Below are 13,522 nucleotides of genomic sequence, written 5' to 3'. Positions count from 1 at the left end.
GACATATGTGGATATATCAGCAAAGAGGGGGCAGGGTGTCATGGAGCCAGGCGTTCGATGATCCAACCGGTGCCGGAACGCCGGTAACGGAGGCGGTCATGCATACGGTCTGTGCGGCCCTGCCAGAACTCCACCTCGGCCGGCACCACGCGCAGTCCACCCCAGAAGTCCGGGATCGGCGGATCCTCCGGCCAACGCTCCGACAGCTCCTCGTAGCGGGCGTCCAACTCGTCCCTGGAGTGCACGACCGCGGACTGCCGCGACGCCCAGGCGCCGATCTGCGACCCGTAGGGCCGGGACCTGAAGTAGGCGGCCGACTCCTCGCGCGACAGCCGTACCACCGCCCCCTCCACCCGTACCTGGCGGCGGATGGAGTGCCAGGGGAACAGCAGGGCGGCCCTCGGGTTCTCCGCCATGTCACGCCCCTTGCGCGACTCGTAGTTGGTGTAGAAGACGAACCCGTTCTCGTCGTACCCCTTGAGAAGTACGGTCCTGGCCGTCGGCCGGCCACCCGCCGAGGCGGTCGCCAGCACCGTCGCGTTCGGCTCGGGAAGCCCGGCGTCCACGGCGTCGCCGAACCAGGCGGCGAACTGCGACACGGGGTCGGGTGCGAGGTCCTCCTCGAGGAGAGGCAGCCCCTGGTACGTGCGACGAAGTCCCGCCATCGAGGGCGGTCGCGATGCGGCATCCACGGGAAGGTATTCTCCCGTGCCGAGCCGGAAGTCCGCTCAGCGCCCCCCACCTGCGGCGATCCCGCTTTGGAGGGTCCGGCGGCAGGCTGCCCCGGCCCAGGGGGTTGAATATGACCCGCCGGTATCTCGACATCAAGGCTTTGACTTCAAGAAAGGGAGGCGGCCGAAAATGTCCGACTTCAAACCCGGGCTCGAAGGCGTAGTAGCTTTCGAGACTGAGATCGCGGAACCGGACAAAGAAGGGGGCGCCCTCCGCTATCGGGGCGTTGACATCGAAGAGCTGGTCGGTCGCGTCTCCTTCGGGAACGTGTGGGGCCTGCTCGTCGACAACGAGTTCCAGCCGGGTCTGTCCCCGGCCGAGCCCTACCCCATTCCTGTCCACTCCGGTGACATCCGCGTCGACGTGCAGAGCGCACTGGCCATGCTGGCCCCCGCGTACGGTTTCAAGCCGCTGCTCGACATCGACGACAAGGAGGCCCGCGCCAACCTGGCGCAGGCCAGCGTCACGGCCCTGAGCTTCGTCGCCCAGTCCTCGCGCGGCCTCGGGAAGCCGATGGTCCCCCAGAGCGAGGTCGACAAGGGCCAGAGCATCGTCGAGCGGTTCATGATCCGCTGGCAGGGCGACCCCGACCCCAGGCACGTCAAGGCCATCGACGCCTACTGGACGTCCGCCGCCGAGCACGGCATGAACGCCTCCACCTTCACCGCCCGGGTCATCGCCTCCACCGGAGCCGATGTCGCCGCGGCGCTGAGCGGTGCGGTCGGCGCCATGTCCGGCCCGCTCCACGGCGGTGCGCCCGCGCGCGTGCTGCACATGATCGAGGGTGTCGAGCAGGTCGGCGACGCCAAGAAGTACGTGCAGTCGGAGCTCGACAAGGGCCAGCGTCTCATGGGCTTCGGTCATCGCGTCTACCGTGCCGAGGACCCCCGGGCACGGGTGCTCCGCCGCACCGCCAAGGAACTCGACGCACCGCGTTACGAGGTCGCCGCGGCGCTGGAGAAGGCCGCGCTGGAGGAGTTGCACGCCCGCAAGCCCGACCGGGTGCTCGCCACCAACGTCGAGTACTGGGCGGCGGTCATCCTGGACTTCGCCCAGGTTCCGTCATCCATGTTCACCTCCATGTTCACCTGCGCCCGCACCGCGGGCTGGGCCGCGCACATCCTGGAGCAGAAGCGCACGGGCAGGCTTGTCCGCCCCAGCGCCGACTACGTAGGTCCCCCTCAGCGCTCGGTCCACGACGTCCCCGGCGCCGCCGAGGCCGTCGGCTCCTTCTGACCCTGCCGAACTCCCGTCCTGTACGGCTGTCGCGTGGACGTCTCACGCGACAGCCGTTGCCGTTCCCGGCTCTTCGAAGCCCCTCGCGCCCCGCTCTCCCACCGGCCGCCACCCGGTTTCCCATCCCCGCGATCACCTCGCCCGGCCCAAAACCATCCCACGTCTCGTCTCAGAATCCGGACCTTGTCCTGGATCGATCCGCGGGCTCAGTAGGCTGGTCATGTGGCTGACATCGTGATTCCCTCTGACATCAAGCCCGCCGACGGCCGTTTCGGCTGCGGGCCCTCGAAGGTGCGCCCCGAGCAGCTCTCTGCTCTCGCCGCCTCCGGTTCCAGCCTCCTGGGCACCTCTCACCGCCAGAAGCCGGTGAAGTCGCTCGTCGGGCGCGTCCGCGCGGGACTGTCCGAGCTGTTCTCCCTTCCGGAGGGGTACGAGGTCGTCCTGGGCAACGGCGGCACCACCGCGTTCTGGGACATCGCCGCCTTCGGGCTGATCCGCGACAGGTCACAGCACCTGAACTTCGGCGAGTTCTCCTCCAAGTTCGCCTCCGTGGCGGCCAAGGCCCCGTGGCTGGGCGACCCGACCGTGATCAAGTCGGAGGTCGGCAGCCACCCCGAGGCCAGGCTCGAGGAGGGCGTCGACGTCTACGCGCTCACCCACAACGAGACCTCGACCGGCGTCGCGATGCCGATCAGGCGGGTGGGCGAGGAGGGCTCGCTCGTGCTCGTCGACGCCACCTCCGGTGCCGGCGGCCTGCCTGTCGAGGCGAGCGAGTTCGACGTCTACTACTTCGCCCCGCAGAAGAGCTTCGCCTCCGACGGCGGCCTCTGGATCGCCCTGATGTCCCCGGCCGCGCTGGCCAGGGTCGACGAGATCGCGTCGAGCGGGCGCTACGTCCCCGACTTCTTCAGCCTGCCGGTGGCCATCGACAACTCCTCCAAGGACCAGACGTACAACACCCCCGCGGTCGCCACGCTCTTCCTGCTCGCCGAGCAGATCGAGTGGATGAACGGCAACGGCGGCCTGGCCTGGACGACCGCTCGCACCGCCGAGTCGGCCCGGCGTCTCTACACCTGGGCGGAGAAGACCTCCTACACCACCCCGTTCGCGGGTCCGGAGTTCCGCTCCAACGTGGTCGGCACGATCGACTTCTCCGATGAGATCGACGCCTCCGCGATCGCCAAGGTCCTGCGCGCCAACGGCATCGTCGACACCGAGCCCTACCGCAAGCTCGGTCGCAACCAGTTGCGCGTCGCGATGTTCCCGGCCATCGACCCCGACGACATCGAGGCCCTGACCACCTGCGTCGACTACGTGGTCGAGCGCCTGTAGTCCCGCTCCCCGGCGGTGCCGAGCCAGATGGCGGCGGGCACCGCCGGGATTCGTCCGGTGAGACCTCCGTTCCCGCGCGGCTAGGGCAGGGCGCTCGAAGACCCGCCCGCGCCCGGAGTGAACGCCTGCTCCCCCGCGCGCCGGGCCAGCTCGTGTAGCAGGCGCAGGGCGTCGTCCGGATCCACTCCCTCCGCGAACCGCGAGAGCACGGGGGCCCGGTCCGGGCTGCCCGCCAGGGCCGCGAGCATCACCCCCGCCACGTGCTCGTCCCGGGAGCGGCTGGCGGTGTAGCGGAAGGCGTTGCGCACGGGTGCCCTCTCCAGCAGGCCCTTTCTGACGAGACGCTCGGCGACGGTCTGCACCGTGGTGTAGGCCAGGCTCCGTTCCGCGTCCTGGTTCAGCATGTCCTGCACCTGGCGGACCAGCAGTGGTTGCTTGCAGCCCCACAGCACGTCCATGATCGCGCGTTCCAGGGATCCCAGGTTCACCCGCGGCCACCTTTCGAGGGTCGCGCCCGGCAGCGGATGGCCCTGGAGAACATGTACGGGCACGCAGCCAGGCAGGGTCACACATGAAATTTGGTCATATTGTTACTTAAATCCATCGATGCGGCCATAGCTGGTGAATGTCGACCCTCTTAACCGACTGCGCTCCAGATCGCCGCTATTCGCCCCTGGAGCGCGCACACCACCATCCGACCCCCGAATATTCCCGCAGAGCTACAAAGGCCCTACGCGGCCCTTACAGCCCCGCACAGCGCCTATCCCTGGACGAAACTCCAAGAGCCAGCCGGATGGTCACAAACCACGGCGCGAAGAACGGCGTACGGCGGGACCTCGACGGGCAGAGGGGACGGCACCGGGGCGAGGGAGTTCGGAGACTCAGTAGGCGGGAGAGACATCCCGCCGGCGCTTGCGGCGCAGCACCCAGGCCGCGATGACCCCACCGATCAGGCCGAACAGGTGCCCCTGCCAGGAGATGCCCTGCTCTCCGGGGAGCACCCCCCAGATGATCGAGTAATAGGTGATCGCCACGCCGATGCCGATCACGATGTCGAGGGCGCGGCGGTCGAACAGGCCTCGGGCGACGACGAAGCCGAAGTAGCCGAAGACCAGGCCGCTGGCACCGACCGTGAGGACCCTCGGCTCGTTGACGAACCAGATGCCCAGGCCGCTGACCAGGACGATGATCAGGCTGGCGGCCAGGAAGCGGCCGATCCCCCGCAGCGCGGCGAGGAAGCCGAGAATCAGCAGGGGCAGCGAGTTGGCCATCAGGTGGCCGAAGCCGCCGTGCAGGAAGGGGGCGAGGAGGATGCCGCCCAGACTCTCCGGGACCCAGGACTGGATTCCGTAGCCGTCGAGCGCCCCCTCACCGGGCAACACGTAGTCGACGATCTCGACCACCCACATGACGCCGACCAGGAGGACGTTGATGATCGCGGCGCCCAGCGCACCCGCCGCCAGGTTTCCCGCCCTTCGCTTCAGGAGGTCGCCGGAGGATCGGCCGGTGGGGGTCATCCCGGTCGCGTAGTCGTTCATTCACTCTCCTGGCCTTGGAGCGGCGTCGTGGATGTCAAGTGCCCCCGCCGCACTTGCCCACACCTTTACCGTACGCACTCCCGGCCATGAACGCGCCGGGTGTGATCCACCGATCACACCCGGCCCGCGAATCCCCTCCGGAATCCGAAGGGGGTCTACTCACCCTTCCACTGGGGGGCGCGCTTCTCGGCGAAGGCCGCCGCGCCCTCCATGGCGTCCTTGGAACCGAACACCGGGTTGATGATCTCGCCCTGCTTCTTGAACATCTCGTCGAGGCTCCAGTCCGCGGACTCGACGATCACGCGCTTGGTCGCGGCGAGCGCCATCGGGGCGTTGGCCGCGATCCTCCTGGCGAGCTCGACGGCCTTGGCCAGCGCCTCCCCCACCGGTGTGATGTGGTTGACCAGGCCGACCTCGTACAGCCGGGAGGCCGGGAAGTGGTCGCCGGTCAGGGCGATCTCCATGGCGATGTGGTACGGAATGCGGCGCGGCAGCCGCATCACGCCCCCCGCCCCCGCGACCAGACCCCGCTTGGGCTCGGGCAGCCCGAACTTGGCCTCCTCGGAGGCGATGATGATGTCGCAGGCCAGCGCCAGCTCGCAGCCTCCGGCCAGGGCGTAACCCTCGACGGCGGCGATGAGCGGCTTCTTCGGCGGCGTCTCGGCCACCCCGCCGAATCCCCTGCCCTCCACGACCGGGAAGTCTCCGCTCAGGAAACCTTTCAGGTCCATACCCGAGCAGAACGTGCCACCGGCGCCGGTAAGGACGTAGGCGGCAACGTCCTTGCGCTCCTCCAACTCGTCCAGCGCGGCGGCGACGCCCCTGGCGACCGTGCCGTTGATGGCGTTCCTGGCCTTGGGCCGGTTGATCGTGATGACGGCTACGCCGTCGTTCACTTCGACCAGAACCTCGTCAGACACCGGATGACTCCTACTTGGGCTGGAAGCGGATGCCGCCGTCGAAACGGATCGTCTCGGCGTTCATGTAGTCGTTCTCGATCAGCGAGCGGACCAGGTGCGCGAACTCCGAGGCCAGTCCCATGCGCTTGGGGAAGACCACCGGGGCCACGAGCTTGGCCTTGAACTCATCGGCGTTGGGCGAGAAGCCGTAGATCGGGGTGTCGATGATGCCCGGGCAGATGGTGTTGACGCGCACGCCGATGGCGCCGAGGTCGCGCGCGGCCGGGAGGGTCATGCCGACGATGCCACCCTTGGACGCCGAGTAGGCGACCTGGCCGGTCTGCCCCTCCAGCGCCGCCACCGAGGCGGTGTTGATCACCACTCCACGCTGGCCGTCCGCGTCGACCGGCTCCGTCTTCGCGATCGCCGCGGCACCGATGCGCATGAGGTTGAAGGTGCCGATCAGGTTGACCTCGACGACCTTGCGGTAGGAGGCCAGGTCATGGGGCGAGCCGTCGCGACCCACGGTCCGGCTGGCCCAGCCGATGCCCGCGCTGTTCACCACGACACGCAGCGGCTTGCCGGTCGCCACGGCCGCGTCCACGGCCGCCTGCACCTGCGCCTCGTCCGACACGTCGGTCTTGACGAAGACGCCGCCGAGCTCGTCGGCAAGGGGCTTGCCGCGCTCCTCGTTGAGGTCGGCGATGACGACGGTGGCACCGTGCGCGGCGAGGTCGCGGGCCGTGGCCTCGCCGAGGCCGCTGGCACCGCCCGAGATGATTGCTGCTGCTCCGTTCAAGTCCATGAGCGGACTTTAACCCGCGGACCGAATGAAGTTCTACTCGGGGTGGGTTAAATCTCTCCGATGCCAGGTCCTGCCCGCCTGGGCTCCTTGCCCACCCCGATGGAGCCTAGATCTCTCCAACGGCGGTATTCACGTCGGGATAGACCTTGATCCGCCGATCGAGCCCCGTCGTACGGAGGATCCGGGCCACCGGCGCCTGGGGGGCGGCCAGGCAGACCCCGCCGCCACCGCTCGTGGCCAGCCGCCACGCCTCGATCAGCACCGACAACCCGCTGGAGTCCATGAAGGACAGGTCGGTGAGGTCGAGAACCAGTCGCGAACCGTCCAGCTTGATCGCGTCACGGACCTCGTCTCGCAGGAAGGGAGCGGTGAACAGGTCGAGTTCGCCCTCGACAGCCACCACCACGGCGTCGCCGACCGCGCGGCGAGCCAGCCGTAGCTTCATCAGTCCTCCTCGCGCCCAGGGCAGACCCACTTTACTTCGCCGCCACAGCACACGAGGTCGTGCGCGACTCTTCACAGGGAATCGCAGCCTGGACGCTCCGGAGTCACGAGGCCGCGAAACCGTAGGGCAGTTCGAGCCGGTGGGCGGCGAGCAGGTCGGCATCGGCGAGGATCCTACGGGTCGGCCCGTCCGCGGCGATGACGCCCCCGGAGAGAATGAGCGAGCGCTCGCACAGCTCCAGCGCGTAGGGCAGGTCGTGGGTGACCATCAGGACCGTCACGTCGAGACCCCTGAGGATCTCGGCGAGCTCTCGCCTGGAGGCCGGGTCCAGGTTGGACGACGGCTCGTCGAGCACCAGGATCTCCGGCTCCATGGCCAGCACCGTCGCCACCGCGACCCGGCGGCGCTGGCCGAAGGACAGGTGGTGCGGCGGCCGGTCGATCGTCTCCAGCATGCCCACGCGCTCCAGCGCGTCCTTGACCCGGCGCTCCAGCTCTTCGCCCGTGATGCCCAGGTTGGCCGGGCCGAAGGCCACGTCCTCGCGGACGCTCGGCATGAAGAGCTGGTCGTCGGGGTCCTGGAAGACCAGCCCGACCCGCCTGCGGATCTCCTTGAGCGATCTCTTCCCGACCGGCAGCCCCGCCACGGCCACCGTGCCGTGGCCGGCGGTCAGGATGCCGTTGAGGTGCATCACCAGCGTGGTCTTGCCCGCGCCGTTCGGCCCGAGCAGCGCGACCCGCTCACCGCGCTCCACGCGGAAGTCCACGCCGAACAGCGCCTGCGTACCGTCCGGGTAGGCGTACGCCAGGCGGCTCACCTCCAACGAAGGCGGCGCGGTCATGCGATCCCCCAGCTCCCGAGCAGCACGGCAAGCGCCGCACCTGGCAACATACCGGCGACGAGCCACTGCCGCGACGCGACGGACAGGTCCTGGATGACCGGCATCGAGCCGGTGTAGCCCCGGCTGAGCATGGCCAGGTGCACCCGCTCACCCCGCTCGTAGGAGCGGATGAACAGCGCCCCCGCCGATCTGGCGATCACCGGGATGTGCCGCACGTCCCTGGCCACGAACCCGCGTGACTCCCGTGCCACCCGCATCCGGCGCATCTCCCCCAGGATCACGTCCAGGTAGCGGAGCATGAACATGGCGATCTGCACCAGCATCGGCGGCAGCCTCAGACGCTGGGCGCCCAGCAGTATCAGCCGCGGCTCGGTGGTGGCCGCGAGCAGCACGCTCGCGACCACGCCCAGGGTCGCCTTGGCCAGGATGTTCCAGGCGGCCCACAGACCGGCGACGCTGAGCGAGAGTCCCATGAACGTCACCCGCTCGCCGAACCCGATGAACGGAATGGCCAGCGCGAACAGCACGAACGGCACCTCGACCACCATCCGCCGCAGCAGGAACCCCGCCGGAACGCGCGCGGCCGCCGCGACGGCGGCCAGGAGCACGGCGTACAGGCCGAAGGCCCAGAACCACTCGCGCGGGGTCGCGACCACCACCAGGGCGAACCCGGCCACCGCCACCAGCTTGCACTGGGGGGGCAGCCGGTGCACGAGCGTGTCGCCCGGCCGGTGAAGCCGATGGTGGTGCCCCGCCCCCACTAGACGGAGGCCTTCCTGTCGCTGTCCTCGCCGCGCCCGGAGCCCTCGTCACGGCGGCGCACCGTGAAGAACAACCCGCCGCCGACGGCGAGGGTCACCCCGACGCCGATCAGACCGGCCACCCCCACCGGGATGCCGCCCACGTCCCCGTAGTCGGCGAGCGGCTGCTCACCCAGCGAGTGGTCGGCCGCCTGCCCGCTGAAACCCTTGTCCTCGGCGACGCGCTCCAGACCGTCGGGCGAGGAGGAGGCGTAGAAGCTGACCACGCCCGCCAGCAGCGCCGCCACCGCGATACCGGCGGGCAGGAACCAGCCGGGACGGCGCGCGGCGACCGGCGCCGGGGGCGCCGGAGACTCCGAGGTGACTGTCACGTCGCCGCTCGCGCCGCGCAGGACCAGCGGCGCGGCGAGCTCCCTGGCGCCGTACACCAGGTCGGGCCGGATCGCCAGGACGGTGCTGACGGTGACCGCGGTGATCAGGCCCTCCCCGATGCCGATGAGCAGGTGCACGCCGCCCATGGCCGCGGCGACCGTGCCGATCTCGATGGGCGCGGTGCCACCGATCCAGAACAGCAGGGTGAAAGCCAGCGCCGTGGCGGGCACCGAGACCAGCGCCGCGACGAACGAGGCCGCCACCACGGCTCCCCGGCCCCGCACGCTCCGGGTGATCAGGCGGAAGACGCCCCATCCGACCAGTACGGCGACGACGCCCATCAGCGTGATGTTGACGCCCAGCGCGGTCAGGCCGCCGTCGGCGAAGAAGAACCCCTGTACCAGGAGGACCACCGCCACGCACAACACCGCCGTGTACGGGCCGACGAGTATCGCGGCGAGCGCACCGCCAAGGAGGTGGCCGCTCGTGCCCGCGGCGACCGGGAAGTTGAGCATCTGGACGGCGAACACGAAGGCGGCGACCAGGCCCGCCATGGGGGCGGTGCGGTCGTCGAGTTCACGGCGGGCACCGCGCAGGCAGACGGCCACGCCCGCAGCCGCGACCACCCCCGCCGACAACGACACCGCCGCGTTGAAAAAGCCATCGGGTACGTGCACGACAAGCCTCCGAAGTGCGGATTTGACTCCACTTTAGGCCATGGGCTTGTAGTTGCAAGATACTGGCATTAACGCCCGACGAAGGTCTGGTGACTTCCGCATGCCACCGGGCTCGCGGCGGTCCCGGGTGCCGTCAACACACGATGCGTCTGACGAAGGTCCGGGGGCCGAGGGTGCGGACCACGGTGCTGAGCCGCCCCTTGCCCGCCGTGGCGTAGGGCCTGACGCTCCATCGGGTCGCGCCACGCCACCAGGTACGCGGCTGCTCGATCATCTCGGGCACCGCCTCGATCCTGAAGCGCGCGGGAGGCCCGCCCAGGTCCATCTCCAGGTAGGCGTCCCAGGTGCCGGGCCCCAGCCGGCCCATCGCCTGCCAGGCCGTGAACGTGCCGTCCTCCCCGACCGTGACCGGCTCACGCCGCTCCCGGCTCGACTCGCGCTCCCGCCAGACCAGGTAACGCACCGCGTCCGCCGCCGGAGCGGCGGTGCCCACGGTGACCTCACCGTGCAGCACCAGCCGGTGTCCCGCCGCCCAGCGGGCGCGCACCAGCCTCGCGCTGCCCGGCACCGCGACCACGTGGCCGCCGATGTCAAGACTGAGGTTGCCGTAGGGGCGGGTGAAGTACGGCAGGGCGACGACGTCACCGACCACTCGCGGCGCGGGCGGCACCGGAAGCGCGGTCAGTCCGTCCCGGTCGAAGCCCAGACGTGCGAGCCGGGGAACACCCTCGAAGGCGACGGCCACGTGAACGTCCCAGATGCCGGAGGACAGGGCGGTGACGTCGACGACCCCGGTGAACTCCGCACAGTCGCCCGTCGCCGGGACCACGACCTCGTCGCAGGGGCCGGTGCCCGCGTGCCGGCGTCGCAGCACCAGGGCGAGGTCGCCGCCGACGATCTCCGGGCGGTCGTACCGCTCCAGCGTGCTCAGTGCCACCTTGCCGGAGATCGCCAGCCTTCCCTCCCGTTCCCAGCGGAGCGCGGTGAGCTCCCTGCGGACCGAGGCCGACTCGATGTGCGCCAGCCGCACCAGGCGGTCGATGTCCTCCAGCGCGGCGATCCTGCTCCGGTCGATCGCGGGGAGCCGGTCGCGGACCCCGTCGGTCAGCCACCGCTCGCACATGTCGGCCACCTCGGCGGCGATCTCCTTGCGCTCGACCTCTCCGGCGTCCAGGAAGGGCCTGCCGAGGTTGCCGAAGGCGTCCATCCGGAAGTGCCGCCGCAGGAGGTGGTCGCGAAGGTCTCCCGGCCGTACGTGAGCGAGCATCAACTCGATCGGCCGCCTGATCATCCGCAGCCAGGACACCGGGTCGCGGCTCCCCTGCCGCTGCATGATGCTGGTGCCGTCGGGCCGGGCGACCAGGTGGTAGCAGTCGTAGTCGGCGACGACCGAGATCACGTTCGCGTGGCAGTAGGCGTGGGTGGTGAAGACGACGTCCTCGCCGACCAGAAGCGTCTCGTCGAAGCGGATGGCGTGCCGCTCCAGCATCTCCCTGCGGAACAGCTTGAAGCAGCTCAGGCTGTTGTAGACCGCGCTGTCACCGAGCGGCACCCGCTCGGCGTTCTCCCTGAACATCGAGATCGGCACCTTGCGGTCATGACCGACGATCTTCCCGAGCACGATGTCCGAGCCGTTGCGGTCGGCCATCGCGAGCATCCGCTCCAGCGCCTGGGGGCCGAGGTAGTCGTCCGCGTCGCAGAAGAAGACGTACCTGCCGCGCGCGTGGGAGAGGCCGACGTTGCGCGGGCGCCCCGCGCCGCCGGACGCCTCCTGCCGGACGACGCGGATCACCCCGCGGTGACAGGAGGCGTACAGGTCGAGCAGCGCGGCACCGCCGTCGGTGGAACCGTCGTCGACGACCACCACCTCCAGGGCGACCCGCTGGATCAGCAGCGAGGTCAGGCACCTGTCGAGATAGGGCCGACAGTTGTGCAGGGGGACGATCACGGTGACGTCGACGTCGGACCGGATCGCCTCCTCCCTGGTGATATCGCAGCCGCCCCGCCCCGTGCGGACTCGCTGAAGAGTCGTTACCGCCACCGCCGCGCCCCTCGTCGGTTACTTTCCGCTTATCTAGCGTCTCAGTATGTGATGAAGGGCCGCCCGTGCGGAGCAAATCCACAGGGTTGCCTCCCCGACCTACTCCCGGCGAAGGCTGAATTCGGAGAGAAACAATTGGTTCGCCCACCATCGAGAGGAAACCCGCCGCCCGACCGGCCCGTGACACCGGAGACGCACCGCACCCTCAAACCTCGCTCCCGGTCCGGTCGAGGTCGTCTCGATCACGGTCGGCACGCCCGCCCGGGGCCCGGTCCGCCCCGAGCGCCTGAACCCGACGGCGGCGCGGCAGCCAGGCGATGACGTACAGCGCGAGCGCCACCACGATCAGCGCCCCGAAGAGGCGCAGGGGGAGGATGACGAAGGTCGCGCTCCGCCGGGATGTCCCGCCGCTCCCGGAGACCGACACCGTCGCGCGACAGAGGCACATGAACGGCGGATCCGCCCATCTGACGGCGACATCCCTGCTGTCTCCCCTGAGCAGGGTGAAGTCGGGAAACGGCACCTCGTACCCGTTGACCTCCACCTTCAGCGCGCGGGGGCCGAGGAAGTCGCGGTGAACGGTCCCGAGATTGTCGACGGTGGCGGTGAAGTCGACGGGGCCGCCCGCCGAGAAGGCGCCGGAGGTGCGCAGGTCACCAACGCGCACGGACGTGTTGATCGGCCCCGGAACCGTGATGTAGATCGGTGTTCCGATCGCCCGGTTCAGCTTGATGTTGCCCCCACCGGCCCCTGCCGGGGCCACGAAGAGCAGGGCCACCTGGTGCTCGCCGTGCTCGGGCTCCGACGGAGGGTCGATCAGTACGGTGACGCCCCGCTCCGCACCGGGGGCGAGACGGAAGCTCGCCGGCCTGACCTTGAGCCAGCCGGCGGCCGAGCGGGGTGCGTCACGCTCGAAGAACACCTTCCCGGACTCGTCCATGGCGAAGCCCACCCTGTCGACGACCACGTCGACGGGCGCCCGTCCCCCGTTGGCCACCTGGAACGACTGAGGCTCGTCGATCTCCTCCGGGGCGACGACCAGTCGTGGCGGACTCACCGTCAGCGAGAAGTCCGGCTCCGGGACCGCGCCGGACACTCCCGAAGCCCCCGGCCCCACCGTCAACGCCACGCCCCCCACCATCAGGAACACAGCGATCACACGTCGAAGCCTTCCGGTCACCGCCCAGCCCCCTTCACCGGCGAACCGAACATCTCGCCGAGTGTCCAACGGGTGGGCCCGCAGGATGCCGGCGACCGGCACGGAGGCCCTCAAGATCTTTTTACCCAGAGTAGTCACTCGGTGACACAGAGAGCAAGCCTTTGACAGGCCGTGTCTCCGTCGCCCGGCTCCTCCGAACACACATCAGGCCGGCAGCGCACCCAACACGAGCCGACGCAAGGGGATATGCCCGAAGTGCCGCGTAATGCTTGGGCGGCGGCAGGCCGCCGGTATGAGTGCCGTCGTGGTGGCGGATGGCCGGCGCCTGGTGGTGGTGCATGGCGTCCAGGACGCGGATGGCGAATGCCCCGGAGGCGAGTTCCCGGACCTGGTCCGCGGTGACCCAGCGGAACGCGCGGGCCTCGTCGGTCTCGGCGGGGTGGCCGCCGATGACCTTGCAGCGGAAGACCAGGGCGGCGATGCCGTGGGTCATGTTCTTGTAGACGCCGGTCAGGGTGACGGACTCGACGTGCAGGCCGGTCTCCTCGTGGATCTCTCGGAGCAGGCCGGTGGTGATGTCCTCGTCACGTTCCAGGACTCCGCCCGGGTGCTTCCCAGTGGTGGTTGTCTCTGCGCTGGGTGAGGAGAGCGCGGCCCCGATCGTCGATGATCACGCCTGCCACG

General features: G+C 69.6%; 14 protein-coding genes. 2 read left to right on the top strand and 12 right to left on the bottom strand.

The window, feature by feature from the left end; all coding sequences use genetic code 11:
• Nucleotides 1-38: 38 nt before the first annotated feature.
• A complete protein-coding gene (gene pdxH, locus AB0J58_RS26085) occupies nt 39-692 on the bottom strand; it encodes a pyridoxamine 5'-phosphate oxidase (RefSeq protein WP_364219972.1) in 654 nt (217 codons plus the stop codon).
• 169 nt (nt 693-861) lie between these two features.
• On the opposite strand from pdxH, the gene AB0J58_RS26080 reads away from it, so the two are divergent.
• The gene (locus AB0J58_RS26080) at nt 862-1,968 is read left to right on the top strand and encodes a citrate synthase 2 (RefSeq protein WP_343968445.1); all 1,107 of its coding nucleotides are present in this window, start codon (nt 862-864) and stop codon (nt 1,966-1,968) included.
• A 222-nt stretch (nt 1,969-2,190) separates the two neighbouring features.
• Nucleotides 2,191-3,300: a phosphoserine transaminase gene (gene serC, locus AB0J58_RS26075; protein ID WP_343968447.1), complete on the top strand. Its 1,110-nt coding sequence runs from the start codon at nt 2,191-2,193 to the stop codon at nt 3,298-3,300.
• An 80-nt stretch (nt 3,301-3,380) separates the two neighbouring features.
• Here the strand turns inward: serC and AB0J58_RS26070 are convergent, their stop codons facing one another.
• The 11 genes from AB0J58_RS26070 to AB0J58_RS26020 all read right to left on the bottom strand — a co-directional run bounded on the left by AB0J58_RS26070 (nt 3,381) and on the right by AB0J58_RS26020 (nt 13,403).
• Complete coding sequence (locus tag AB0J58_RS26070) at nt 3,381-3,788, bottom strand: BlaI/MecI/CopY family transcriptional regulator (protein ID WP_364219969.1); 408 nt, start codon at nt 3,786-3,788, stop codon at nt 3,381-3,383.
• Nucleotides 3,789-4,181: 393 nt separating this feature from the next.
• Nucleotides 4,182-4,838 carry a rhomboid family intramembrane serine protease gene (locus AB0J58_RS26065; RefSeq protein WP_364219966.1) on the bottom strand — a complete coding sequence of 219 codons (657 nt, stop codon included), beginning with the start codon at nt 4,836-4,838 and terminating at the stop codon, nt 4,182-4,184.
• A gap of 155 nt (nt 4,839-4,993) precedes the next feature.
• Entirely contained in the window at nt 4,994-5,758 is a 765-nt protein-coding gene (locus AB0J58_RS26060; protein ID WP_343968453.1) for a crotonase/enoyl-CoA hydratase family protein, read from the bottom strand.
• A gap of 10 nt (nt 5,759-5,768) precedes the next feature.
• Nucleotides 5,769-6,542: an SDR family oxidoreductase gene (locus AB0J58_RS26055; RefSeq protein ID WP_364219963.1), complete on the bottom strand. Its 774-nt coding sequence runs from the start codon at nt 6,540-6,542 to the stop codon at nt 5,769-5,771.
• Between the two features lie 106 nt (nt 6,543-6,648).
• Nucleotides 6,649-6,987: an STAS domain-containing protein gene (locus AB0J58_RS26050; RefSeq protein ID WP_364219960.1), complete on the bottom strand. Its 339-nt coding sequence runs from the start codon at nt 6,985-6,987 to the stop codon at nt 6,649-6,651.
• 103 nt (nt 6,988-7,090) lie between these two features.
• Entirely contained in the window at nt 7,091-7,828 is a 738-nt protein-coding gene (locus tag AB0J58_RS26045; RefSeq protein ID WP_364219957.1) for an ABC transporter ATP-binding protein, read from the bottom strand.
• Nucleotides 7,825-8,541, bottom strand: a complete 717-nt coding sequence (gene cbiQ, locus AB0J58_RS26040; RefSeq protein ID WP_343968462.1) for a cobalt ECF transporter T component CbiQ — start codon at nt 8,539-8,541, stop codon at nt 7,825-7,827. The genes AB0J58_RS26045 and cbiQ overlap by 4 nt, the downstream gene beginning before the upstream one ends.
• A gap of 47 nt (nt 8,542-8,588) precedes the next feature.
• Nucleotides 8,589-9,638, bottom strand: coding sequence for an energy-coupling factor ABC transporter permease (locus AB0J58_RS26035; protein WP_364219954.1), 1,050 nt, complete (start codon nt 9,636-9,638; stop codon nt 8,589-8,591).
• 133 nt (nt 9,639-9,771) lie between these two features.
• On the bottom strand, nt 9,772-11,679 hold the full coding sequence (locus AB0J58_RS26030) for a glycosyltransferase family 2 protein (RefSeq protein WP_364219951.1): 1,908 nt from the start codon (nt 11,677-11,679) through the stop codon (nt 9,772-9,774).
• Nucleotides 11,680-11,884: 205 nt separating this feature from the next.
• A complete protein-coding gene (locus AB0J58_RS26025; protein ID WP_364219948.1) occupies nt 11,885-12,838 on the bottom strand; it encodes a hypothetical protein in 954 nt (317 codons plus the stop codon).
• A gap of 121 nt (nt 12,839-12,959) precedes the next feature.
• Nucleotides 12,960-13,403, bottom strand: a complete 444-nt coding sequence (locus tag AB0J58_RS26020; protein ID WP_364220054.1) for an NUDIX domain-containing protein — start codon at nt 13,401-13,403, stop codon at nt 12,960-12,962.
• Nucleotides 13,404-13,522 lie beyond the last annotated feature (119 nt).

This window comes from Streptosporangium sp. NPDC049644, from assembly GCF_040675205.1.
GTDB lineage: Bacteria > Actinomycetota > Actinomycetes > Streptosporangiales > Streptosporangiaceae > Streptosporangium > Streptosporangium fukuiense.
This window is presented reverse-complemented; position numbering and strand designations above follow the sequence as displayed.